The organism is Mycobacterium farcinogenes, assembly GCF_019739075.1.
GTDB lineage: Bacteria > Actinomycetota > Actinomycetes > Mycobacteriales > Mycobacteriaceae > Mycobacterium > Mycobacterium senegalense.
The window spans coordinates 2,021,664-2,043,975 of record NZ_CP081673.1 but is presented as its reverse complement, the minus strand read 5'-3'; the positions used below and the strand labels follow the sequence as shown (position 1 = coordinate 2,043,975).

General features: G+C 67.3%; 19 protein-coding genes and 1 pseudogene. 10 read left to right on the top strand and 10 right to left on the bottom strand.

What is annotated here, in order from left to right; translation table 11 throughout:
• Positions 1-26: 26 nt before the first annotated feature.
• The 4 genes from K6L26_RS09660 to K6L26_RS09645 all read right to left on the bottom strand — a co-directional run bounded on the left by K6L26_RS09660 (position 27) and on the right by K6L26_RS09645 (position 4,362).
• Entirely contained in the window at positions 27-977 is a 951-nt protein-coding gene (locus tag K6L26_RS09660) for a glucosyl-3-phosphoglycerate synthase (RefSeq protein WP_036394781.1), read from the bottom strand.
• Positions 974-1,798, bottom strand: coding sequence for a dihydropteroate synthase (folP, locus tag K6L26_RS09655; protein WP_076215465.1), 825 nt, complete (start codon positions 1,796-1,798; stop codon positions 974-976). The genes K6L26_RS09660 and folP overlap by 4 nt, the downstream gene beginning before the upstream one ends.
• 132 nt (positions 1,799-1,930) lie before the next feature.
• Positions 1,931-3,709 carry a long-chain-acyl-CoA synthetase FadD6 gene (fadD6, locus tag K6L26_RS09650; RefSeq protein WP_036394779.1) on the bottom strand — a complete coding sequence of 593 codons (1,779 nt, stop codon included), beginning with the start codon at positions 3,707-3,709 and terminating at the stop codon, positions 1,931-1,933.
• A 92-nt stretch (positions 3,710-3,801) separates the two neighbouring features.
• The gene (locus K6L26_RS09645) at positions 3,802-4,362 is read right to left on the bottom strand and encodes a cytokinin riboside 5'-monophosphate phosphoribohydrolase (RefSeq protein WP_019347427.1); all 561 of its coding nucleotides are present in this window, start codon (positions 4,360-4,362) and stop codon (positions 3,802-3,804) included.
• 119 nt (positions 4,363-4,481) lie between these two features.
• On the opposite strand from K6L26_RS09645, the gene K6L26_RS09640 reads away from it, so the two are divergent.
• From K6L26_RS09640 to K6L26_RS09625, 4 genes are all read left to right on the top strand, one after another.
• Complete coding sequence (locus K6L26_RS09640) at positions 4,482-5,171, top strand: TetR/AcrR family transcriptional regulator (RefSeq protein ID WP_019347426.1); 690 nt, start codon at positions 4,482-4,484, stop codon at positions 5,169-5,171.
• Positions 5,172-5,231: 60 nt separating this feature from the next.
• Positions 5,232-5,606, top strand: a complete 375-nt coding sequence (locus K6L26_RS09635; RefSeq protein ID WP_047040402.1) for an anti-sigma factor antagonist — start codon at positions 5,232-5,234, stop codon at positions 5,604-5,606.
• Between the two features lie 10 nt (positions 5,607-5,616).
• The gene (locus tag K6L26_RS09630; RefSeq protein ID WP_047040378.1) at positions 5,617-7,692 is read left to right on the top strand and encodes an ATP-binding protein; all 2,076 of its coding nucleotides are present in this window, start codon (positions 5,617-5,619) and stop codon (positions 7,690-7,692) included.
• A gap of 73 nt (positions 7,693-7,765) precedes the next feature.
• On the top strand, positions 7,766-8,602 hold the full coding sequence (locus K6L26_RS09625) for a type VII secretion target (RefSeq protein ID WP_221853034.1): 837 nt from the start codon (positions 7,766-7,768) through the stop codon (positions 8,600-8,602).
• Here K6L26_RS09625 and K6L26_RS09620 read toward each other — a convergent pair.
• The 3 genes from K6L26_RS09620 to dapE form a co-directional block, all read right to left on the bottom strand.
• Positions 8,583-10,205, bottom strand: a complete 1,623-nt coding sequence (locus K6L26_RS09620) for an ABC-F family ATP-binding cassette domain-containing protein (RefSeq protein WP_221853033.1) — start codon at positions 10,203-10,205, stop codon at positions 8,583-8,585. The genes K6L26_RS09625 and K6L26_RS09620 overlap by 20 nt on opposite strands.
• A gap of 169 nt (positions 10,206-10,374) precedes the next feature.
• Positions 10,375-10,740 (bottom strand): RNA-binding S4 domain-containing protein, encoded by a 366-nt coding sequence (locus tag K6L26_RS09615; protein ID WP_047040385.1) that lies wholly within the window; start codon positions 10,738-10,740, stop codon positions 10,375-10,377.
• Positions 10,737-11,801 (bottom strand): succinyl-diaminopimelate desuccinylase, encoded by a 1,065-nt coding sequence (dapE, locus tag K6L26_RS09610; protein WP_047040387.1) that lies wholly within the window; start codon positions 11,799-11,801, stop codon positions 10,737-10,739. The genes K6L26_RS09615 and dapE overlap by 4 nt, the downstream gene beginning before the upstream one ends.
• 34 nt (positions 11,802-11,835) lie before the next feature.
• Between dapE and dapD the strand changes: the two genes are divergently transcribed.
• Together dapD and K6L26_RS09600 are read left to right on the top strand one after the other, a co-directional pair.
• Positions 11,836-12,780 carry a 2,3,4,5-tetrahydropyridine-2,6-dicarboxylate N-succinyltransferase gene (gene dapD / locus K6L26_RS09605; protein WP_064895107.1) on the top strand — a complete coding sequence of 315 codons (945 nt, stop codon included), beginning with the start codon at positions 11,836-11,838 and terminating at the stop codon, positions 12,778-12,780.
• Between the two features lie 98 nt (positions 12,781-12,878).
• The gene (locus tag K6L26_RS09600) at positions 12,879-14,135 is read left to right on the top strand and encodes an IS30 family transposase (protein WP_221853032.1); all 1,257 of its coding nucleotides are present in this window, start codon (positions 12,879-12,881) and stop codon (positions 14,133-14,135) included.
• Between the two features lie 408 nt (positions 14,136-14,543).
• On the opposite strand, the gene K6L26_RS09595 is transcribed toward K6L26_RS09600, so the two are convergent.
• Positions 14,544-15,950 (bottom strand): acyl-CoA synthetase, encoded by a 1,407-nt coding sequence (locus tag K6L26_RS09595; RefSeq protein WP_221853031.1) that lies wholly within the window; start codon positions 15,948-15,950, stop codon positions 14,544-14,546.
• Between the two features lie 25 nt (positions 15,951-15,975).
• Here K6L26_RS09595 and K6L26_RS09590 point away from each other — a divergent pair.
• The 3 genes and pseudogenes from K6L26_RS09590 to K6L26_RS09580 form a co-directional block, all read left to right on the top strand.
• Positions 15,976-16,449, top strand: a pseudogene (locus K6L26_RS09590) (DUF309 domain-containing protein); the annotation flags it as partial.
• Positions 16,444-17,001, top strand: coding sequence for an NUDIX domain-containing protein (locus K6L26_RS09585; protein WP_064895121.1), 558 nt, complete (start codon positions 16,444-16,446; stop codon positions 16,999-17,001). The pseudogene K6L26_RS09590 and the gene K6L26_RS09585, both read left to right, overlap by 6 nt.
• A 34-nt stretch (positions 17,002-17,035) precedes the next feature.
• Entirely contained in the window at positions 17,036-18,034 is a 999-nt protein-coding gene (locus tag K6L26_RS09580; protein WP_081281822.1) for an isopenicillin N synthase family dioxygenase, read from the top strand.
• Between the two features lie 10 nt (positions 18,035-18,044).
• On the opposite strand, the gene K6L26_RS09575 is transcribed toward K6L26_RS09580, so the two are convergent.
• Positions 18,045-19,004 (bottom strand): proline dehydrogenase family protein, encoded by a 960-nt coding sequence (locus K6L26_RS09575; protein ID WP_221853030.1) that lies wholly within the window; start codon positions 19,002-19,004, stop codon positions 18,045-18,047.
• Position 19,005: 1 nt separating this feature from the next.
• Positions 19,006-20,634 carry an L-glutamate gamma-semialdehyde dehydrogenase gene (gene pruA, locus K6L26_RS09570; protein WP_221853029.1) on the bottom strand — a complete coding sequence of 543 codons (1,629 nt, stop codon included), beginning with the start codon at positions 20,632-20,634 and terminating at the stop codon, positions 19,006-19,008.
• An 83-nt stretch (positions 20,635-20,717) separates the two neighbouring features.
• On the opposite strand from pruA, the gene K6L26_RS09565 reads away from it, so the two are divergent.
• Positions 20,718-22,289, top strand: coding sequence for a PucR family transcriptional regulator (locus K6L26_RS09565; RefSeq protein WP_221853028.1), 1,572 nt, complete (start codon positions 20,718-20,720; stop codon positions 22,287-22,289).
• Positions 22,290-22,312 lie beyond the last annotated feature (23 nt).

Below are 22,312 nucleotides of genomic sequence, written 5' to 3'. Positions count from 1 at the left end.
TCGATACTGCCTCACGCATGCGACATCTAGCGCGGGCGCAGGGTCACCATGGGCGGGCGGTCGGCCAATGACACCGACGACACCCGTGGGGTGAAATCGTCACCGTCGGCGTAGAACTGGGTCAGCCCCATGCCCGAATCGGCGATCCCACAGCGTGACAACAGGGTCGCGATGACCTGCCGGCTCATCGACGCCAGCTCGGTCAACGGCCGGTTGCGGTGCGCCCGCACCCCGAGGTTCACCTGGGCGATGGCGTCGAGGCCGAGCCGGTCGTAGGTGTCGACCAGCAGGCCGATCTCCACGCCGTAGCCGGGCGCGAACGGCACTGAGGTCAGCAGCTCGCGCGTGCCCGCGTACTCGCCGCCCAGCGGCTGCAACACGCAATTCAGCTCGGGCCGCAGCGAGGCCAGCAGCGGGCGCGCCACCAGCTCGGTGACCCGGCCGCCGCCGTTGGCGTCCTCGCTGCCGCTGACCTTGAGCGGCCGCCGGTAGAAGCCCTTGACCAGGTGCACGCCGTCGGTGGTCAGCAGCGGGCCCAGCAGCTTGGGGACGAACATCGGGTCCGGGTCGATCAGGTCGGAGTCGACGAAGGCGATGATGTCGCCCGTCGTGGCGGCCAGAGACCGCCACAGCACCTCACCCTTGCCCGGCTGCGGCGGGATCTCGGGCAGCGCGACCTCCCGGCTGATCACGCGAGCCCCGGCGGCGAGCGCGCGGATCTCGGTGTCGTCGGTGGAGCCCGAATCGAGCACGATCAGCTCGTCGACCAGGCCGCCCAGCAGCGGGGTGATGGTCTCGACGACGGAGGCGACGGTCTCTTCCTCGTTGAGCGCGGGCAGCACCACCGAAACCGTGCGGCCGGCCTTGGCTGCCTCCAACTCCGCGATGGTCCAGCTCGGCCGGTTCCAGCTGTGGTCGGTCAGCCAACGGTGGCCGACGACGCCGTCGGCGACGGACAGATCAGGTAGAGCGGTCATGCCAGTCCCCTCACTGTTCGTGCGGGTGCCCGCACTCCCTGGATCGACGCGACCATTTCCAGCACGCGCCGAGTGGGTCCGACTTCGTGTACCCGAAACATGGCGGCTCCATCCGCAGCGGCCAATGCCGTCGCGGCCAGGGTGCCCTCCAGGCGTTCGGTCAGATCCACACCCAGAGTCTCCCCGACAAAATCCTTGTTGCTCAGCGCCATCAGGACCGGCCATCCGGTCTTAACAAGATCTTTTACGTGGCGCAACAAACTAAGACCGTGATGAGTGTTTTTACCGAAATCATGGGTCGGGTCGATCAGGATTCGGTTTCGCGGCACACCCGTTGCTACCGCCCGCTCGGCCGCGGCGGTCACCTCGGCGATGACGTCGTCGACGACACCGCGCTCGGTGATCCCGTAGTTCACCCGGAACGGCCGGGTGCGCGGCACCGCGCCACCGGTGTGTGAGCACACCAGGCCCGCGCCGAACTCGGCCGCCACTTCCGGCAGCCCGGGATCGGCGCCCGCCCAGGTGTCGTTGATCAGGTCGGCCCCGGCCGCGCAGGCCTGTTTGGCCACCGCCGCGCGCCAGGTGTCGACGCTGATCAGCTGATCGGGATAGGTGGCGCGCAGCCATTCGATGAACGGCACGACGCGGGCGATCTCCTCGTCGGCGTCGACGCTGCTGCCGGGCCCGGCTTTGACCCCGCCCACGTCGATCACGTCGGCGCCCTCGTCGATCACCCGTGCGGCCGCAGCCTTGGCGGCGTCGTCGGTGAACGTCGCACCGCGGTCGTAGAACGAGTCCGGCGTCCGGTTGACGATCGCCATGATCAACGCACGGTCAGCCGCCACCGGGCGCCCGCAGAACTGGCCATTGCACGTCGACAACACGCCTCCATAGTGCCTGGTGCGGCTTCCGCGCCGGTTTCCACCTGCGCGGCGCCGCCCCGAGCGCTCCGCCTACTTGGGCCGCTTGCCCGCCGTCACCTCGTCGGGATATTCGGGGTAGAACGGCACATAGCCCTCGTCCCGGCCGGCCAGCACGTACAGCGGGTCCTCGATGTCGGAGCCGTAGCCCTGCTTACGCAGGTCGACTTTCTGGCTCTTGAAGGTCGACGTGTGTGCCAGCTCGGGGACGACGCGGACGAACAGCGGCACGGCGTAGGCCGGCAGGTGCCCGTAGAACGCGTCGGCCAGGGCCTTGCCGTCGAACTCCTTGCCGCCCTTGAGCTGCACCGCGGCCATGCCCGCTCGGCCGCCGGCACCGGGGACCTCGACACCGAACACGGTGCATTCCTCGATCAGCGGATTGCTGGCGACCGCGGCCTCGACCTCGGTGGTGGCCACGTTCTCACCCTTCCACCGGAAGGTGTCGCCGAGGCGGTCGGCGAATGCCGCGTGACCGAGCCCCTGCGACCGCATCAGGTCGCCGGTGTTGAACCAGACGTCACCCTCTTTGAAGGCGTTGCGCACCAGCTTCTTCTCGCTGGCCGCCTTATCGGTGTAGCCGTCGAACGGCTGCAGGGCGTTGACCTTGGACAACATCAGACCCGGCTCGCCACGCTTGACCTTGCGCAGGCGGCCGTCGGCGCCGCGGGCCGGCTCTCCGCTGTCGGCGTCGTATTCGACGAACGCGACCGGGCTGGGGCAGATTCCGGTGGACTTGGAGACGTTGAAGACGTTGACGAACGCGGTGTTGCCCTCGCTGGCCGCATAGAACTCGCAGACGCGCGGGATACCGAACCGTTGGGTGAACTCGTCCCAGATGGCGGGGCGCAGTCCGTTGCCGACGATGACGCGGACCTTGTGCGCGCGGTCGGTCGGCTTGGGCGGCTGGTTGAGCAGGTAGCCGCAGATCTCGCCGATGTAGACGAACGCGGTCGCGCCGTAAGCGATCACCTCGTCCCAGAATCTCGAAGCCGAGAACGACTTGCCCAGGGCCAGCGCGGCACCCGAGTTGAGCGCCGATCCGACTGAGACGGTCAAGGCGTTGTTGTGATAGAGCGGCAGGCAGCAGTACAGCGTGTCGTCGCTGTGCAGCCGCAGGCCCAAGCCGCCGAAGCCGGCCAGGGCACGCAGCCAGCGGTAGTGCGTCATGACGCTGGCCTTGGGCATTCCGGTGGTGCCCGAGGTGAAGATGTAGAAGGCCTTGTCCTTGGCCAGGACCGCCGACGTGCTGGCCGGGTTGGTGGTCGGTGCGGTGGACGCCAGCCGGCGCAGCTCCTCGACGGTGATGAGGCCGTTGGCCTCGGCTCCGCACTCGGTGATGTGCTCGATCAGGTCGGTCTCCGCGACCACGGCGGCCGCGTTGAGCAGACCGATGCTGTGGGCGAGCACCTTGCCGCGCTGGTGGTAGTTGAGCATGCCTGCGACGGCGCCGCACTTGACGATGGCCAGCATCAGCAGAACCGCGTCGGGCGAATTGCGCAGCATCACTCCGACCACGTCACCATGGCCGACACCCTTGGCCGCCAGCACGGCCGCGTAGCGGTTGACCGTCTCGTTGGCCTCGCGGTAGGTGATCCGCTCGTCGTCGAACTTGAGGAAAACCCGGTCGGCGTACTGGGCCGCACGTTCCTGGAACACCTTGCCGATCGAGGTCTTGGCCGTCGGCCGGGCCATCATTCCGGTGAGCACGCCTCGTGCGATGACCGGCGCATCCATCAGCAGACCGGGTACCTGGCTGGCGAGGTCGAGTAGGCCGACACTGCTCCTGGTGCCCGATTTCTGGTCGGTCATGCGGTCTCCCCCTGCATGTTGTTATGGGTCTCGAGATGGCTCTCGTGTGGCCAACACCATAACCGCGCTGGTAACCGCCGTTACCGCCGGTTCTAGGTAAGCGCTTCGCACACGTCGAGCGCAGCGGCGACCTCGTCGACGACGATCAACCTGTCCAGGGCCTGGCTGCTCACGTAACCCGAGTCGAGGAGCCCGCGCAGCCAAGTCAACAATCCGTCGTAGTGACCGAACGGATCGAGCAGCACGACGGGTTTATCGTGCATGCCCAGATAACCGGCGGTCCATGCTTCGAAGAACTCTTCCAATGTGCCGATGCCGCCGGGCAGGGCGATGAAGGCGTCGGAGCGGTCCTCCATCACCTTCTTGCGTTCCCGCATGGTGTCGGTGACCACGAGCTCTGCGGCGTCGACATCGGCGAGTTCACGGTGCACGAGCGCCTTGGGGATCACGCCGACGGTGCGGCCGTTGGACGAGCGTGCGGCCCGGGCGACCGCGCCCATCGCCGAGACGTTGCCGCCGCCGGAAACCAACGTCCACCCGCGCTTGGCGATGGCCACGCCGACCTCACTGGCCAGCGCCAGCAGCTCGGGATGGGTGGGCCCCGAAGCGCAATAGACACACACCGCAAACTCGCGGTCAGATTCACCGGACACGTACCCAAACTAAAGGGTGCTGGTGAACCGTCGATGACGGGTGGGCGATGTTCGCCGGGGCAATGGACTCAGCCGCGCCTGGCGAGGGAGACTGAACTGAACGCGGAGGGACGATCCTGGTGAGTGACGATGTCGATCAGCCGGCACGGCTGAGCCGCGAGTTCATCTTGGATACCGCGATCGAGCTGATCGATCGCGATGGCCTGACGAAACTGACCATGCGCCGGCTGGGTGCGGCCTGCGGTGTCGAGGCGATGGCGCTCTACCGCTACGTGCACAGCCGGGGCGATCTGCTGACCGGAGTCGTCAACCACATCGTCGACCGCCTCTATGCCGATCAGCTCGCCGCGCGGCGACAGGAGGACGGCTGGCAGGACTTCTTGCTCCGACTCGGCCACGGCGTACGCCAGATCGCCATCGACCATCCCGAGGTGTTCCCGCTGGTGGCGACGGAGGCTCCCGAGGCGCCATGGGTGCGACCACCGTTGCGCAGCCTGCGCTGGATGGAGACGTTTCTGGAGACACTGCTCTCCTACGGGTTCAGTGACAACGCCGCGGTGGCCGCATACCGGACGTACACCACGTTCCTGGTGGGCCAGCTGCTGCTCGAGGTGTCCGCGCGCGGGGTCGCGCTGAGTCCCGACGAGGCCGTTCTCGACGACGAACCGCGCCCCGACACGTCGCTGGCCGACTACCCCAACCTGCGCCGGCTGCAACCGATGCTGGCCGAGGACCACAGTTCCGACGAGTTCGAGGAAGCAATGGAAGCCATGCTCGATCGGATCGAGACCTGGTTGCCCCATCCCTGATCAGGACCATGATCACTCGTGTTTACATCGTAAACACAGGCGGTTATGCTCGGTTTCATCGTGGAATCGAACCAGCAAGATCACGAACTGCACTGGACAGTTCACACCGTTCCCGGAGGCCTCATCGTGCAGGTCTTCGGACAGGCCGATGCCCACAACGAATCCGACTGGCAACGCATGCTCGACGAGGCCGCTGCCGCGACGCCCGAATCCTCGACGCTCGTCGTCGACGCCGGATCGCTGGACTTCATGGGCTGCGGGGCGCTGCTCGTGCTGGCCAAGAAGACCGCCGACTGCCGCGCACAGGGAATCACTGTGCGGGTCGTCCTCCGTCAGCCGAGTGTCCTGCGAGTCATCTCCAAGTGCGGCATGGACGACGCGGTGTCGGCGCACCCGGACGTCAATTCGGCGCTGAACGGCCACCATCCGCCATAGGATCCGATGGATGGCTGTCGACTGGGTGATCGCACCACGTGACCGCGTATTCGATGGCCTCGAGGCCGGTCTGCAGGAGTGCTGCGGCGCCGCTCTCCTCGGACCGTCCGGTGTCGGCAAGACCTCGCTGATTCGCTCCGCCGCCGAGCATCTCGCAAGCGATTTCCGTCGGGTGGTGTGGGTTACCGGCACCGAATCGGCCGCGGCGGTTCCGTTCGCGGCGGTGGCGCACCTGATCGACATTCCTTCGGCGGGACGAACCGCCGACGTGCTTCGGTCCGCACGTGAGACGCTCGGGACCGGGCTGCTGGTCATCGTCGACGACGCACATCTGCTGGATCGCTTGTCCGCGGCCCTGGTGTATCAACTCGCGGTCAGTGGGGCGGCGAAACTCATCGTCACCGCATCCGCGGAAGACGCACCCGACGACGTCGCGGCATTGTGGGACGACGGCGTGGTGAACCGGGTCGAGATGACACCGCCGGGCCACGACGACGCCCGACTGGCCGATCAGGTGACCGCATTTCTCTCCGATCTGCCTGACGGTGCGGTCGCCGTGCTCCGGCAGTTGTCGGTGCACGATCCGCTGTCGCTGGCCGATTTGACGGCGCTGACCAGCGCCGAGGCCGTACAGCAGGCACAAGAGTGCGGCATAGTGCGGGTAGAGGACGCCAGGGCCCACTGCGTGCACCCGCTGTTTCTCAGCGCGATGCGCGCCACGATCGGAGGGCCCGGGCTGCGACGGTTACGCACCGCCCTGGTCGAGCGCCTGTCGACGACGTCGCAGCCAACGGTGGTGGACCGGTTGCGGGTGGCGGTGCTCGCGCTCGACAGTGACGTGCACCTGCCGACGGACGAACTCGTGAGCGCCGCGACCGAGGCCCTTCGACTGGGCGACCTGGAACTGAGTGAGCGACTGGCGCGAGCCGCGACAGCCACGCACCCCGATTTCACGGGCCTGCTCACCCTGGCCTACGCACTCGCCTGGCAGGGCCGCGGCCGTGAGGCCGATGCCGTTCTGGGCCAGATCGACCCGGCCGGCCTGTCCGAACATCAGCTGATGGCGTGGGCGCTGCCACAAGCTGCCAATCAGTTCTGGATGCTCTCGGAACCCGAACGTGCCACCGCGTTCTTGCGTTCCACCCGCCGCCAGGTGTCCACGCCGCAGGCCCAGTCCACACTCGACGCCCTGGCGGCCACTTTCGCCATGAATGCCGGTACGCCCCAACGAGCCCTGGGTCTCGCGTTGGAAGTGCTGGACTCCCCCGCCGCAGATGACACCGCCATCGGTTGGGCGAGCTCGACGGCAGCGCTCAGTTGCGCGCGGATCGGCCAGTTCGAGCGGGTGGATGCGATGGCAGCGCGTGCGCTGGCAGCTGGACACCCCGGCCTGTTGCGGTTCACCAGCGGCTTCGGCCAGACCACGGCGCTACTGATGTCCGGACGGTTGGACCAGGCCACGGACACGGCCAAGGCGATCACCGATTTCACCCAGCTGCTGCAGCCCGGACGCTCCATCGGCGAGGTGTTGATGGCTGACGTGTTACTGGTCCGCGGAAATCACGACGAGGCAATTGCGTTGCTGCGCAAGGCAGCCGCCGCGCTGGCGCCGACCGGATACTCCTGGGGACCACTGGCCTGGATGTTGTTGGCCCAGGCGCTCGGTCAGCGAGGCATGCCCGTCGAGGCCGGAAAGGCGCTGTCCCGGGCGGAATCCCGGCACGGGCTCAAGTCGATGTTGTTCGCACCGGAGTTGGCGCTGGCCCGAGCCTGGACCTGCAGTGCCCGCAAGGATTCGGTGGGTGCGGTCACCGCCGCTCGCGAAGCCGCCAAGGCCGCTGAGCGTGGCGGTCAATTCGCGGTGATGCTGCGGGTGTTGCACGACAGCGTGCGACTCGGCGACACCCGCGCGGTCGATGCGCTGGCGCGCGTGGATCTGGATTGCGTGTTCGGGCAACTGACGCTGGCGCACGCGCAGGCACTGAGCGCCGGGGACAGCGCAGCGTTGCGCGACGTGTCGGCGCGGTACCGCGACGCCGGGATGCTCGCGGCCGCCGAGGACGCCGCGCAGCAGGCGTGCGCCTGACATTTCCCGCTCGGCACCTGGCCACGCCGACATTAGAATGCGCAGTTGAACCGCACGATCTTCAGGGGGCTAGATGAACCAGCTCGTCGCGCACACAGACGCGATTACCGGCCTGCAAAACATCGTCGGCGGCGTCAGTGAAGACATCAACAGCTTCAAGAGCTCGTTCTCCGGCCCGTCAGACCTCGCGTCCAGTCACGGCACCATCGGTTTCCCCATGCAGAACGCCCTCGACGGGGCGTCGTCTGCGCGTAACGGCGCGCTGGGTGCGACGCAGGTGGCCGCAAGCAGAATGTCCGAATTGCTCGGAAAGGCTTCTCAGGCGTATGCCCGCGGTGACCTGGATGCCGCCGAGCGGCTCAAAGCCCAGGCCGATGCGCTCGGCGGAGGAAAGTCCGCGGCGGGTGGCGGCGCAGGCGGCTCCGAAGCCGCAAGCTCAGGAGCGGGCGGGGCCGGCCAGGTGATGGGTCAGTTCAGCCAGATGGCCGGCCAGATGATGCAGTCGGTCACCCAGCCGCTGCAGGGGCTGGCCCAGGCGGTGACACAGGTGCCACAGCAGGCGATGCAGGGTGTGCAGGGCATCGTCGAAGCCGCCATGCAGGCCGGGGGTGGTGGCGGCGAGGCTGCCTTGGCCGCCGGTGGCACGGGCGCCGAGGAGGCTGTCAAAGCCGCCGACCATCAGGGTGCCGGCGACGGCAGAGACGACGCCCAAGACGGCGAGAAGAAGGACGACGCCGACCATCGCAAGCACGAAGGTGAGCGCGCCCCGGTGGCCGAGGCCGGTACCGCCGCGGAGCGCAGTTATGAGCAACTCGCCGGCCGTGCCTGTGCCGGGACGACAGCTGAGGACGGCTTCGGCGTCGGCCCGGTGCCCACTCAGGTGCACAACATCAACCCGAGACGTCAGTAGCACCCAACTCGCCGGCGTCCAGCCGCAGCCACCGCTCGATGCCGATCGCTTCCAGGAATCGTTCGTCGTGGCTGACCACCACGAACGCGCCCCGGTAGGCGTTCAATGCCGATTCCAGCTGCCCGACGCTGACCAGATCCAGATTGTTGGTCGGCTCGTCCAACAGCAGCAGTTGGGGCGCCGGCTCGGCGTAGAGCACGCACGCCAGCGTCGCCCGCAACCGCTCCCCGCCCGACAACGCGCCCACCGGCAAGTGGATGCGATCACCCCGAAACAGGAACTGCGCCAACAGATGCATGCGCCGGGTGTGCGACAGACTCGGTGCGGCGGCCGCCAAGCTCTCGGCCACGGTCCGGTCCTCGTCCAGCAGATCCAGCCGTTGCGACAGGGTGGCGATCCGCCCGTCGGCCCGCTGCACCGTCCCCGCGTCGGGTTCCAGTGCACCGTCGATGATCCGCAGCAGAGTCGACTTACCCGCCCCGTTGGGTCCGGTCAGGGCGATGCGCTCCGGACCGCGGATGGCCAGATCGATACCGTTGTCGGCGAACAGCTTCCGGCCGCCGCGGCTGATCTGTAACCCTTCTCCGGCGAAGACCGTCCGGCCGGCAGGCACCACGGTGTCGGGTAGATCGAGCACTATCACCAAGGCATCACGCAATGCCCGTTCGGCTTCGTCGAGACGGGCGCGGGCATCGTCGACGCGCTTGGCGTGCACATCGTCGGCGCGGGCCGCCGATTCCTGCGCATCGCGTTTGAGCTTGCCCGCCACGATCTTCGGCAGCCCGGCGTCCTTGAGGTTGCGCGCCGCGTTCGACGAGCGCCGGGCGGCGCGCTCGCGTGCCTCCTGCATCTGCCGCTTCTCGCGCTTGAATTGTTGTTCGGCGTTACGGATGTTGCCCTCGGCCACCGCCTGCGCCGCCTCGACCGTCTCCTGGTAGGCCGTGAAATTGCCGCCGTAGAAGATGATTTCGCCGCGGTACAGCTCGGCGATCTGGTCCATCCGATCCAGCAGTACCCGGTCGTGGCTGACCACCAGCAGGCAACCGGTGTAGCTGTCGAGGGCGTCGTACAGGCGGTGCCGGGCGGCACTGTCCAGGTTGTTGGTGGGCTCGTCGAGCAGCAGCACACCGGGCCGCTTGAGCAGTTGTGCCGCCAGCCCGAGCGAGACCACTTCCCCGCCGGACAACGTGCCCAACCGGCGGTCCAGCGCCAGGTCGTCGAGGCCGAGCCGGTCGAGCTGGGCGCGGGAGCGCTCCTCGATATCCCAGTCATCGCCGATGGTGGTGAACACCTCGTCGCTGGCGTCACCGTCGGCCAGCGCCGCGAGCGCGTCGAGCACCGGAGCGATCCCCAGCACCGCGGCCACGGTGAGATCGGCAGTGAACGGCAGGCTTTGGGGCAGGTAGCCGACAGGCCCGTCTGCGACGACCGACCCCGCCGACGGGCGGTATTCGCCGGCGATCAGCTTGAGCAGCGTGCTCTTGCCGGCGCCGTTGGGCGCGACCAGCCCGGTACGGCCGGGCCCGACGGAAAACGACAGGTCCGAGAACAACTCGACGTCATCGGGCCAGGCAAAAGACAAATGGGAACAGACAATAGACATGCTGGTACTCCAAGGTGATGCGGGCAGCAGACCCCGCATTGAGGGACAGGAACGAATCAACTCGCGGGATCACCCGGAGATGTCGTCGTCTCCCAGCATGTTTTCGGCCCACCTCGGTTGACAGCAGATGCGTGTTCCATAGTACGCACTCAGGCAAGGCGATTTATGTTCAGTAAGTTCCGCGCAGCCGATCCAGTTGTCGCCGTTCACGTTTCGTGGGCCGCCCGGTTCCTCGGTCACGGACCGGAACTGACGCCATCATCTCTTTGGGTGGCGGTGGCGGGCTGCGGTCGATCAGGCATTCCGAAGCCACGGACGGCCCTACCCTTTTCGCGATGGGCCGGATCACCTCGACGATCCGTTCTCGGCCGTCCAACCGGACCCGCACCTCGTCGCCGGGGCTCACGTGCTGCGCCGGTTTGGCGGGCACGTTGTTGACCCGGACGTGGCCGCCGCGGCAGGCAGCCGCCGCAGCGGACCGGGTCTTGGTGATGCGCACGGCCCAGATCCAGCTGTCGACACGAACGGAGCTCATGCCAGATAGCGCCTCAGCATGTCGGTGACGGCGGTGATCTGGGCGACCTCCACCCGTTCGTCGACCTTGTGGGCCAGGTTGGGATCACCTGGCCCGTAGTTCACGGCCGGGATGCCGAGCGCCGCGAAGCGAGAAACGTCGGTCCAGCCGTATTTGGCGCGTACCTGGCCCCCGGCCGCGGCCACCAGGGCGGCAGCAGCAGGTTTGGCCAGCCCGGGCAGGGCGCCGGCTGCGGCGTCGGTCAGGTCGATGGTGACGTCGAGCCCGTCGAACACCTCGTGCACGTGGGCGACGGCCTGCTCGACGCTTCGGTCGGGGGCGAACCGGAAGTTGACGGTCACCGAGGCGGCGTCGGGGATGACGTTGCCGGCGATGCCGCCGTCGATGCGCACCGCCGACAGCCCTTCCCGGTAGACGCAGCCGTCGATGTCGACGCTGCGGGGCTGGTATGCCGTCAACCGGTCCAGCACGGCGCCGAGTTTGTGAATCGCGTTGTCGCCCAGCCAGGATCGCGCTGAGTGCGCGCGGGTGCCGGTAGCACTGACGACGACGCGGATGGTGCCCTGGCAGCCGGCTTCGATGAAGCCGCCGGACGGTTCGCCGAGGATCGCGACGTCGGCCTGCAGCCAGTCGGGCAGCTCACGCTCGATGCGGCCCAGCCCGTTGGCGCTGGACTCGATCTCCTCGCAGTCGTACATCACCAGGGTGATGTCGTGGCTCGGCTCGGCGATGGTGGCCGCCAGGTGCAGGAACACCGCGTCACCGGATTTCATGTCCGAGGTGCCGCAGCCCCACAGCTCACCGTTGGCCATGTGGCTGGGAACGTTGTCGGCGATGGGCACGGTGTCGATGTGTCCGGCCAGCATCACCCGCGAGGAACGGCCCAGGTGGGTGCGGGCCAGCACGGCGTCACCGTTGCGGATCACCTCGAACCACGGCGCCTGCACCCGCAGGGCGGCTTCGATCTCGTCGGCGATGCGGCGCTCATGGCGGGATTCGCTGGGGATGTCCACCAACGCAGCGGTCAGCGCGATCGGATCGGCACGCAGGTCTAGCCCCATGGCCGTCCACGGTAGTCCAGTAACCTAGGCCAACGTGACTGCAGCATCTGGCGTCGGCCTGGCCACCATCACCGCCGACGGGACCGTCCTGGACACCTGGTTTCCCGCCCCTGAGCTGAGCGGCTCCGGCGAGGCCGGCACGGTGAAGCTCACGGGTGACGATGTCCCCGCCGAGTTCGCGGGCCTGACCGGTCCCGACGCAGACCGCGGCGTCGAGGTGGCGGCGGTGCGGACCACCATCGCCTCACTCGAGGACAAGCCGGTCGATACGCATGACGTCTGGCTGCGGCTGCACCTGCTCTCCCACCGGCTGGTGGCCCCGCACGGCGCCAACTTGGACGGCATCTTCGGTCTGCTGGCCAATGTGGTGTGGACCAACTTCGGCCCCTGCGCGGTGGAGGGATTCGAGACCGTGCGGGCCAAGCTGCGGCGGCGCGGCGCAGTAGCCGTGTACGGCATCGACAAGTTCCCCCGCATGGTCGACTACGTGACCCCGTCGGGCGTGCGTATCGCCGACGCCGACCGGGTCCGGCTGGGCGCTCACCTGGCCTCGGGCACCACGGTCATGCACGAGGGTTTCGTGAACTTCAACGCCGGCACGCTGGGCACCTCGATGGTCGAGGGCCGGATCTCGGCCGGTGTGGTCGTCGACGACGGCTCCGATGTCGGCGGTGGCGCATCGATCATGGGCACGCTGTCCGGTGGCGGCAAAGAGGTGATCAAGGTGGGCAAGCGTTGCCTGCTGGGCGCCAACTCCGGCCTGGGCATCTCGCTGGGCGATGACTGCGTGGTGGAAGCCGGGCTCTATGTCACCGGTGGCACCAAGGTGATCACTGCTGACGGGCAGACCACCAAGGCCGTCGAGCTGTCCGGGGCCAACAACCTGCTGTTCCGGCGCAACTCACTGTCCGGCGCGGTCGAGGTCGTCAAGCGTGACGGCACGGGCATCACGCTCAATGAGGCGCTACACGCCAACTAGCTTCTATCGGCCGCCGAACGTCGGCTTGTGTATCAAAATTCGTCGGCGGTTTCTAGGCGTCGTTGCAATAGCAGCTGATTCTGATGGGAAGTGCTGCTATGCCGCGTCCACCGTTGTCGAGTGTTGTTCGGGAGTTCTGGGGTTGTGTCGGTGCGGGTTGCACCGCTGGTGAAGCCGGTGCGGCTGTCGGCGTGTCGTGCGCTACGGGGGTTCGCTGGTTCGCCGACGCTGGCGGGGTGAAACCTCAATTCCGTACGCCCAAGTCGTCGGGTCCTCGACCACGGCTGACGCTCGCTGAGCGGATCCAGATCGAGATCGGAGTCAAAGTCAACGAGTCGCTGAACTCGATCGGTAAACGGCTGGGCAGGGCTGCGTCGACGATCAAGTACGAACTCGACGTCAACGGTGTCGATCACAACGACGGACGTAAGTCCGGCTATCGACGCAAGGAGGCGTTCGGAGCACGTCAAAGCGGCAAGACTGCGGTTGTCCGCTACGACGCGTTGATGGCACAGTCGCGGTCGGAGGAGCGCGCTCGTCGTCCGCAGCCGGGCAAGCTGGCCCGCAATCAGGTGTTGCATGATGAGGTGCAGGCCAAGCTGCTCGACGAGCATAGTCCCGAGCAGATCGCGGCGCGGTTGACCATCGACTACCCCGACGATGCGGAGATGCGGGTGTCTCACGAAACGATCTATCGGTCAATCTACTTGCAGGGCAAGGGAAATCTACGTCGCGAGTTGCACACCTGCCTACGCACCGGACGCGCATTGCGCAAGCCGCAGGGGCGCCCCGACCAGCGTCGCGGTCGTCTGCGCGGCATGGTCAGTATCAGTGAGCGGCCCGCCGAGGTGGAAGATCGTGCGATCCCCGGGCACTGGGAGGGGGACCTCATTCTGGGCAGTACCGCCTCGGGGTCGGCGATCGGCACCGTCGTGGAACGCACCTCGCGTTTCGTCATGCTCTTGCACCTGCCCGACAACCACACCGCCGAAGCCGTCCAGGACGCGATCGTAGCCAAGATGGCCCAACTGCCGGCCATCCTGCGCCGCACGCTGACTTGGGACCAGGGCAGGGAGATGGCCAACCACGCCGCCATCGCCAAGGCCGCCGACCTCGACATTTACTTCTGCGACCCGCACTCCCCATGGCAGCGCGGCACCAACGAGAACACCAACGGACTACTGCGCCAGTACTTTGCTAAAGGCGCTGATCTCTCGATCTTCCCGGCCGACTACCTCGACTACGTCGCCGCCAAACTCAACACCCGACCCCGCAAGACCCTCGGCTGGAAAACGCCCGCCGAAACCCTCGACGCACTACTCTGCAACCCACTCAATCCAACCGCTGTTGCATAGACGCCTTGAACCCAAGGTCAAGATCTGACACACAAGCCAACGTTCGGGCTTCAGGCCGCTCTAGGTGCAGGGAATCCCGTGCGGGCCACCGATCCAGTGACCAGGCGGGGACTGCCAGGGGCACCACTTCTTGATCTGCCCTGGTGGGACGTTCGGGACCGGATTCCAGTCGACCCAGCCCGGACCGGGAACCCACGGAATACGGGGGCCGGGGTCAGCTTGCGATGAAGCCGCGCCCAACCCGAGGGACCCGGCGCCCAGGGCACCGGCGATCATTGCTGTTCCCACGATCTTCTTGAGATTCACGTGTGACCTCCAAACATCGGCAGGTTGACGTGCGCTTTCTAACCCCTCTATCGCCCAAGCTACGCCTTTTGTTACCACGCCGACGGAGCCGGCCAGGAACTGTCAGCCCTGTCGGGCCAATTCCTTCTTCATCACCTTGCCCATGGCGTTGCGGGGCAGGCTGTCGACCAGCCGAACTTCGCGGGGCCGTTTGTGCGCCGAAAGTTGTTGAGCGACAAAATCGATCAATACTTCGGGCGTGGCAGTGCCGACGACGAACGCGACGATGCGTTGCCCGAGGTCCTCGTCGGGCACGCCGACGACCGCCACCTCGTCCACCTCGTCGTGGCCCAGCAGCACGGTCTCGATCTCACCGGCACCGATCCGGTAGCCGCCCGATTTGATCAGGTCCACCGATTCGCGCCCGACTATGCGGTGCATGCCGTCGGCGTCGATGACCGCGACGTCTCCGGTGCGGTACCAGCCGTCGGCGTCGAACGCCTCGGCGGTGGCCTCCGGCCGGTTCAGGTAACCGTCGAACACCATGGGGCCCTTGATCTGTAGCCGGCCGATGGTTTCCCCGTCGTGCGGCACCGGGGCGCCGTCGTCGTCGACGAGCCGGGTCTGTACCCCGGTCAACGGCAGCCCGACCCAGCCGGGCCTGCGTTCGCCGTCGACCCGCGTGCTCAGGGTGATCAGCGATTCGGTGCTGCCGTAACGCTCCACCGGCGCGTGGCCCGTCAGCCGCACCAACTCGTCGAACACCGGCACGGGGAGCGGCGCGCTGCCGGAGACCAGGAGTCGCGCGGAGGACAAAGCCAGCGCGGAGTCGAGATCCTTGACCACCCGGGACCACACCGTCGGAACCCCGAAGTACAGCGTGCCCTGGGCCTGCGCGTACGCGGCCGGTGTCGGTTTCCCGGTGTGGACGAAGCGGTTTCCGATCCGCAGCGAGCCGAGCAGACCCAGCACCAGGCCATGCACGTGGAACAGCGGCAGACCGTGCACCAAGGTGTCCTCGGCGGTCCACTGCCAGGCTTGTGCCAGTGCGTCGATGTCGTCGGCGATGGCCTGGCGGCTGATCGGCACACCCTTGGGCGCCCCGGTGGTTCCGGAGGTGTACATGATGATCGCCGTCGATGCCGGCGACGGCTCGGGATAGCGGTGCCAGCTCCGGGCGTGCAGCCGCACCGGGATGTGCGGCAGCCCCTCGGTCTCGTCGGGCTGCTCCCCCAGCCAGGCCTGGGCGCCCGAGTCGGTGAGGATGTGCCGGCGTTCCGCGGTGCCGACGTCGGCGGGGACGGGGACGACGGGTATGCCGGCGATCAGGCAACCGATGATGGCGAGGACCGTGGTCGGGGTGGGTGTCGCCAGGACGGCGACCCGGCGGGCGACAGCGACACGCTCAGCCACCGAGGTGGCGGCGCCGACGAGGTCACTGCGGCTCAGTACGGTCCCGTCGATGGTGACGGCGTCGGCGAGTTCGGCGCCCGCGGCGACGGCTGCGGGGTTCAAGGAGGCCAGCAACACCCTTGTGAGGCTACCGTCGGGGGCTATGGCCACAGCAGCTGGACGCGACCGTGACGACTCGGGCCGGCCGCGCAGCACCCGCCCGCGCGACGCGCTCGGCCGGCCGTTGCCCTACGGCAGTGAAGGCGTCGAACGGATCCCCGATGACCTGGAGCTCTCGCCGGCCGAAACGCTCGCCTACGCGCAGGATCTGCTCGACCGGGGTCAGGCGTTCGGCGCCCACGAAGTGCTCGAGGCGGCGTGGAAGAGCGGCCCGGAGCACGAGCGTGCACTCTGGCAGGGACTGGCGCAGCTGGCCGTGGGCATCACGCATGTGCAGCGCGGCAATCGGACCGGTGCGGCCGCCCTGTTACGACGCGCGTCGGCGCGGTTGTCGTCGGTCGAAACGCCGGCGCCTTACGACGTCGACGTGGCGCATCTGATCGCGTACGCCGACGCTCTGGCCGAGGACATCGATCGGGGCGAGGTCGAAGTCCAGCGGTTAGGTACCCGCCTGACAGCGGCTATCCGGCGCACCGCGACCCGCGAGGTGTATCGGAACGACTGGTTGACGCTGCGCGAGGACGAGATCGTCCGACCCGACGGCAGCCCCGGCATCTACGCCGTGGTGGACAAGCCGACCTATGCCCTGGTGATCCCGTATGCCCCTGAGCCAGACCGGTTTCACCTCGTCGAGCAGTTCCGCTATCCGCTGGGCCTGCGGCGCTGGGAGTTCCCGCAGGGCACCGCTCCCGAACAACAACATCTCGCCCCGGAAGCCTTGGCCCACCGCGAGTTACGTGAGGAGACCGGGCTGCGGGCCGAGAGCATGGAGCGGCTCGGCCAGCTCGATGTGGCAGCCGGGATGAGCAGCCAGCGCGGGTGGGTTTTCCTGGCGACCGGGCTCAGCGAGGGAGCCCACGAACGCGAGCACGAGGAACAGGACATGCACAGCGCGTGGTTCACCCGCGCTGAAGTTGAGCGGATGATCCGCGACGGTGAGATCACCGATGCGCAGACCATTGCCGCGTGGACCTTTCTCATGTTGCGCACCAGCGACTTTCGCCGTTGACATCAACTTAGGTTGAGGTTCTACGGTCGAACACGTGACCCAATCAGAGGTAATTGTCGACCAAGTCGTTCTTCGGGACGGCTTCGTTCCGCTGATCGATATCAGCAGCGCACGCAATGGAGACCAACGCCAACGCCAGGCCGTGGCCGAGGCCATCGGCCGGTGTTGTGAAACCAGTGGGTTTCTGCTGCTCGCCGGTCACGGGGTACCCGACGACGTCATCGAAGATGTCAATCGGGCGCTACGCGAATTCTTCTCACTGCCACAAGCCGGAAAGGAGCGCGTCGGCGCGGACCCTGCCGATCCACTGGCCCGCGGATACAGCAGCGCGGGCAACCTGGCCGCCACGAATGACGGTGCCGATACCGCGACCGAGCACCAAACACCGGACCAGGTCGAGAAATTCGTGTACTTCCCGCTCGGCAGCCCGGAGGGGTTCGATGGCCCCGGATGGCCCGAGGTGCCGGGGTTCCGTGCAGCCTACGAACGCTATTACGACGAGATGGCGGCCCTGGCCACCGAGTTGTCCCGACTGTTCGCCTTGGCCCTCGGGCTGCGCGAAGACTGGTTCGATGGGTTCATCGACCGACACAACTCCAATCTGATGGCCAACCACTATCCCGCTGACGATCAACCGGAGGGCCACATCCGGCTGAGCCAGCACAGTGACTGGGGCAACCTGACGATCCTGCTGCAGGACGAAACTCAAAGCGGGCTACAGGTTCGGGGCGATCAGGGCGAGTGGCTCGACGTGCCCGTGGTGCCGGGATCGTTCGTCATCAACATCGGTGACCTGTTAGCCCGGTGGACCAACGACCGATGGGTCAGCACGGTGCACCGCGTGGTGAGCACCGGAGCACCCACCGCCGAACGGTTCAGTCTCCCGTTCTTTCACCAACCTAACTTCGACGCGGTGATCGAGTGCATCCCTACCTGCGCTTCAGCGGACGATCCACCGCGTTATGACCCGGTGGTGTCCGGGCCGTACCTGCTCAACAAGTTCAAGATCGCCTATGACCTGAGTGCCGACTGAGGCCGAGACCTCAGTGCCGCTCGGCCAAGGCCCGCAGGAAGAACATCAGATTGGCCGGGCGCTCGGCCAACCGCCGTACGAAGTAGCCGTACCACTCGTTGCCGAACGGAACGTACACGCGCACATGGTTACCCGCCTCGGCCAGCCGGCGCTGTTCGGCATCGCGGATGTTGTAGAGCATCTGGTACTCGTAATCGTCCACGGCGCGGCCGAATTCGCGGGCCAGGTTCGGCACCGCCTCGATGATCAGGGGGTCATGTGAGGCCACCATCGGATAGCCCGATCCGGCCATCAGGATCCGCAGGCAGCGCAGATAGGAGTCGGTGACGTCGGTCGCGTCCCGGTAGGCCACCGAGGCAGGCTCGTCATAGGCGCCTTTGCACAGCCTGATCCGGGCTCCCGCCGCCGCGAACTCACGACAGTCGGCTTCGGTCCGATGCAGGTAAGCCTGCAGAACGGTGCCCAGCCACTCGAATTCGGTGCGTAAGTCCCGCACGATCGACAGGGTCGAGTCGGTGGTGGTGTGGTCCTCGGCGTCCACCGTCACCCAGGCACCTACTTCGCGGGCCCTGACGCAGATGGTGTGCGCGTTCTCGTAGGCGATCTTCTCGCCGTCCCGGGGCAACGCCTGCCCGAGCGCCGAGAGTTTGAGCGACACTTCCAGCGGCCGCACTGGCGCGTGAGCATCGCCGAGGCGCGACAGCCCGTCGAGCAGGGTGAGATAGGCCCGCACGGTGCGGTCGGCGTCCTCGTTGCTCGTGGTGTCCTCACCGAGATAGTCGACGGAGACGAACCGGCCTGAATCTCGCAGCGCCCCAACGGTGTCAAGCGCATCGGGCACGGTCTCGCCTGCGACGAACCGGTCGACCACCTTGCGGGTGATCGGGAGCCGTTCGGCGGTGTGGCGTAGCCGCGATGAGCGCGAGGCTGCCAGGATCGTGGGGCGCGCCACCCGCTGGAAAACACCCATCTCAGGCCTCCATGTGCGGGTAGGTGTGGTTGGTGGGCGGCACGAAGGTTTCCTTGATGGAGCGGGCCGAGGTCCAGCGCAGCAGGTTGAGCGCAGATCCGGCCTTGTCGTTGGTGCCCGAGGCCCGCGACCCGCCGAATGGCTGCTGGCCGACGACGGCCCCGGTCGGTTTGTCGTTGACGTAGAAGTTGCCTGCCGCGTTGCGCAACCGATCGGCCGCGGTGAGCACCGCGGAGCGATCGTCGGCGATCACCGCGCCGGTCAGTGCGTAGCGGGCACCTGTGTCGACGACGTCGAGGATCCGCTCGTAGTCCGCGTCGGGGTAGACGTGCACGGCCAGGATCGGTCCGAAGTATTCGGTGGAGAACGCCTCGTCGGTCGGGTCGTCGGAGAGCAGCACGGTGGGCCGCACGAAATAGCCTTCGCTGTCGTCGTATTCGCCGCCGGCCGCGATGGTGACGCCTGCGGCGCCCTTGGCCCGTTCGATCGCCGCGACGTTCTTGGCGAAGGCGCGGTCGTCGATCACGGCCCCGCCGTAGTTGGTCAGGTCGGTGACGTCGCCGTACTGAAGCTCCGAGGTGGCGGAGAGGAAGTCGTTGCCCATCTGGTTCCAGACCGAACGCGGGATGAAGGCCCGGGAGGCCGCTGAGCACTTCTGGCCCTGGTAGTCGAAGGCGCCGCGAATCAGGGCCGTGCGCAACACGTCGGGGCGGGCCGAGGCGTGTGCGACGACGAAGTCCTTGCCACCGGTCTCGCCGACCAGCCGCGGATAGGTGCGGTAGCGGTCGATGTTCGCACCGACCTCGCGCCACAGGTGCTGGAACGTGGCGGTCGACCCGGTGAAGTGGATGCCGGCCAGTCGCGGATCGGCCAGTGCCACATCAGAAACCGCGATTCCGTCGCCGGTCACCAGGTTGATCACCCCGGGCGGCAACCCGGCGGCCTCGAGCAGCTGCATGGTCGCATATGCCGCGAAAGTCTGGGTGGGTGAGGGCTTCCACACCACGGTGTTGCCCATCAGGGCGGGCGCGGTGGGCAGATTGCCCGCGATCGCGGTGAAATTGAACGGCGTGATGGCGTAGACGAAGCCTTCCAGTGGCCGGTGGTCGGTGCGGTTCCACACACCGGGGCTGCTCATCGGCTGCTGCGCCAGGATCTGGCGGGCGAATGCGACGTTGAACCGCCAGAAGTCGATCAGCTCGCAGGGCGCGTCGATTTCGGCCTGGTAGGCGGTCTTGGACTGGCCGAGCATGGTGGCCGCGGCGATCTTCTCCCGCCACGACCCGGACAGCAGGTCGGCTGCCCGCAGGAACACCGCGGCGCGTTCGTCGAACGGCATCGCGGCCCAGTCGTGTTTGGCGGCCAGTGCGGCGTCGATGGCCGCGGTGGCGTCGGTGTGTTCGGCGTTGGTCAGGGTGCCCAGCCGGGCGCTGTGGCAGTGCGGCTGCACCACGTCGATGCGTGTGCCGTTGCCCATCGTGTGTTTGCCGCCGATGACGTGCGGCAGGTCGATCGGAGCCCCGGCGAGTTCAGAGAGCCAGGTGGTGAGGCGGGTGCGTTCGCCCGAGCCCGGTGCGTAGTCATGGACCGGCTCGTTGGCCGGTAGCGGCACGTTGGTGATGGCGTCCATGTCTCAAGAATCCCTGACGTGACCCGCGCAACACTTGTCCGAATCGACAAGGCTTGGCAGCTTGATCAGTAGAATCAGACAACATGCGGACAACGGGCGTGAGCCTGGGTCAATTGCTGTTGGCCCTGGATGCCACGCTGGTCCGGTTGGTGCAGGCACCCCGCGGGCTCGACCTGCCGGTGGCCTCGGCGGCCCTGATCGATTCGGACGACGTGCGCCTGGGTCTGGCCCCGTCCGCAGGTGCGGCCGATGTGTTCTTCCTGCTCGGGGTTTCCGAAACCGATGCCCTGCGCTGGGTCGAACAGCAGAGTGCACGTCGGGCCCCGACGGCGATCTTCATCAAGAAGCCGTCGGACGCCGTCATCGAACGGGCGGTCGCCGCGGGTACCGCGCTGGTTGCCGTCGACCCGCGGGCCCGCTGGGAGCGGCTCTACCGGCTGGTCAACCACGTCTTCGAGCACCACCGTGACGGCGCGCTGCACGATTCGGGCACGGACTTGTTCGGTCTGGCCCAATCGGTGGCCGAACGGACGCACGGCATGGTCAGCATCGAGGACGCCCAGTCGCACGTGCTGGCCTACTCGGCGTCCAGCGACGAGGCCGACGAGTTGCGGCGCCTGTCGATTCTCGGCCGGGCCGGGCCGCCGGAGCATCTGGCCTGGATCGCCCAGTGGGGCATCTTCGACGCGCTGCGTTCCCGACCGGAGGCGGTGCGGGTGGCCGAGCGTCCCGAGCTCGGGCTGCGGCCCCGGCTGGCGATCGGCATCTTCGCTCCGGCCGTGGATGAGCGCCGGGCCCCCGCGTTCGTCGGCACCATCTGGGTGCAGCAGGGCAGCCGCCCGTTCGCCGACGACGCCGAAGACATCTTGCGCGGGGCCGCCGTGCTGGCCGCCCGCATCATGGCGCGGTTGGCTGCCGCTCCGTCCACGCATGCGGTGCGGGTGCAGGAACTACTGGGATTGGGCGACACCGACGCCCCGGTAGAGGTGGAGCTGATCGCCCGGGAGCTCGGCGTGCCGGCCGACGGTCGGGCCGCCGTGATCGGCTTCGACAGCGCTTCCTCGTCCGGTCGGCTGGCCGATGTATTGGCGTTGAGTGCCAGCGCTTTTCGCCATGACGCGCAGATGGCTTCGGTGGGTTCGCGGGTCTACGTGTTGTTTCCCAGCACCGGCAAAGCGGTGACGTCGTGGGCGCGGGGCACCGTGGCGGCGCTGCGTGCCGAGCTGGGGTTGCAGCTGCGCGCCGTGATCGCAAGTCCAGTTGCCGGGTTGGCCGGCGCTGCGACTGCGCGCGCCGACGTGGATCGCGTACTCGACACCGCCGAGCGCCATCCCGGAACCCTGGCGGTGGTCACCTCCCTGGCCGAGGCTCGCACCACGGTGCTGCTCGACGAGATCGTCACCGCGATCGCCGCCGACGAGCGCTTGATCGACCCGCGGGTGCGGACGTTGCGCGCTGACGAACCGGGGCTGGCCGAGACCCTCGGCGTGTACCTGGATTGCTTCGGTGATGTGGCCGCGGCGGCGCAGCATCTGCATGTGCATCCCAACACGGTGCGCTACCGGATCCGCCGGGTCGAACAACTGCTGGGAGCCTCACTGGGCGATGCCGACGTGCGGCTGTTGCTGGCGTTGAGTCTGCGCGCCACGGCCTGAAGGCTGTCCATCTTTCGGTTGAC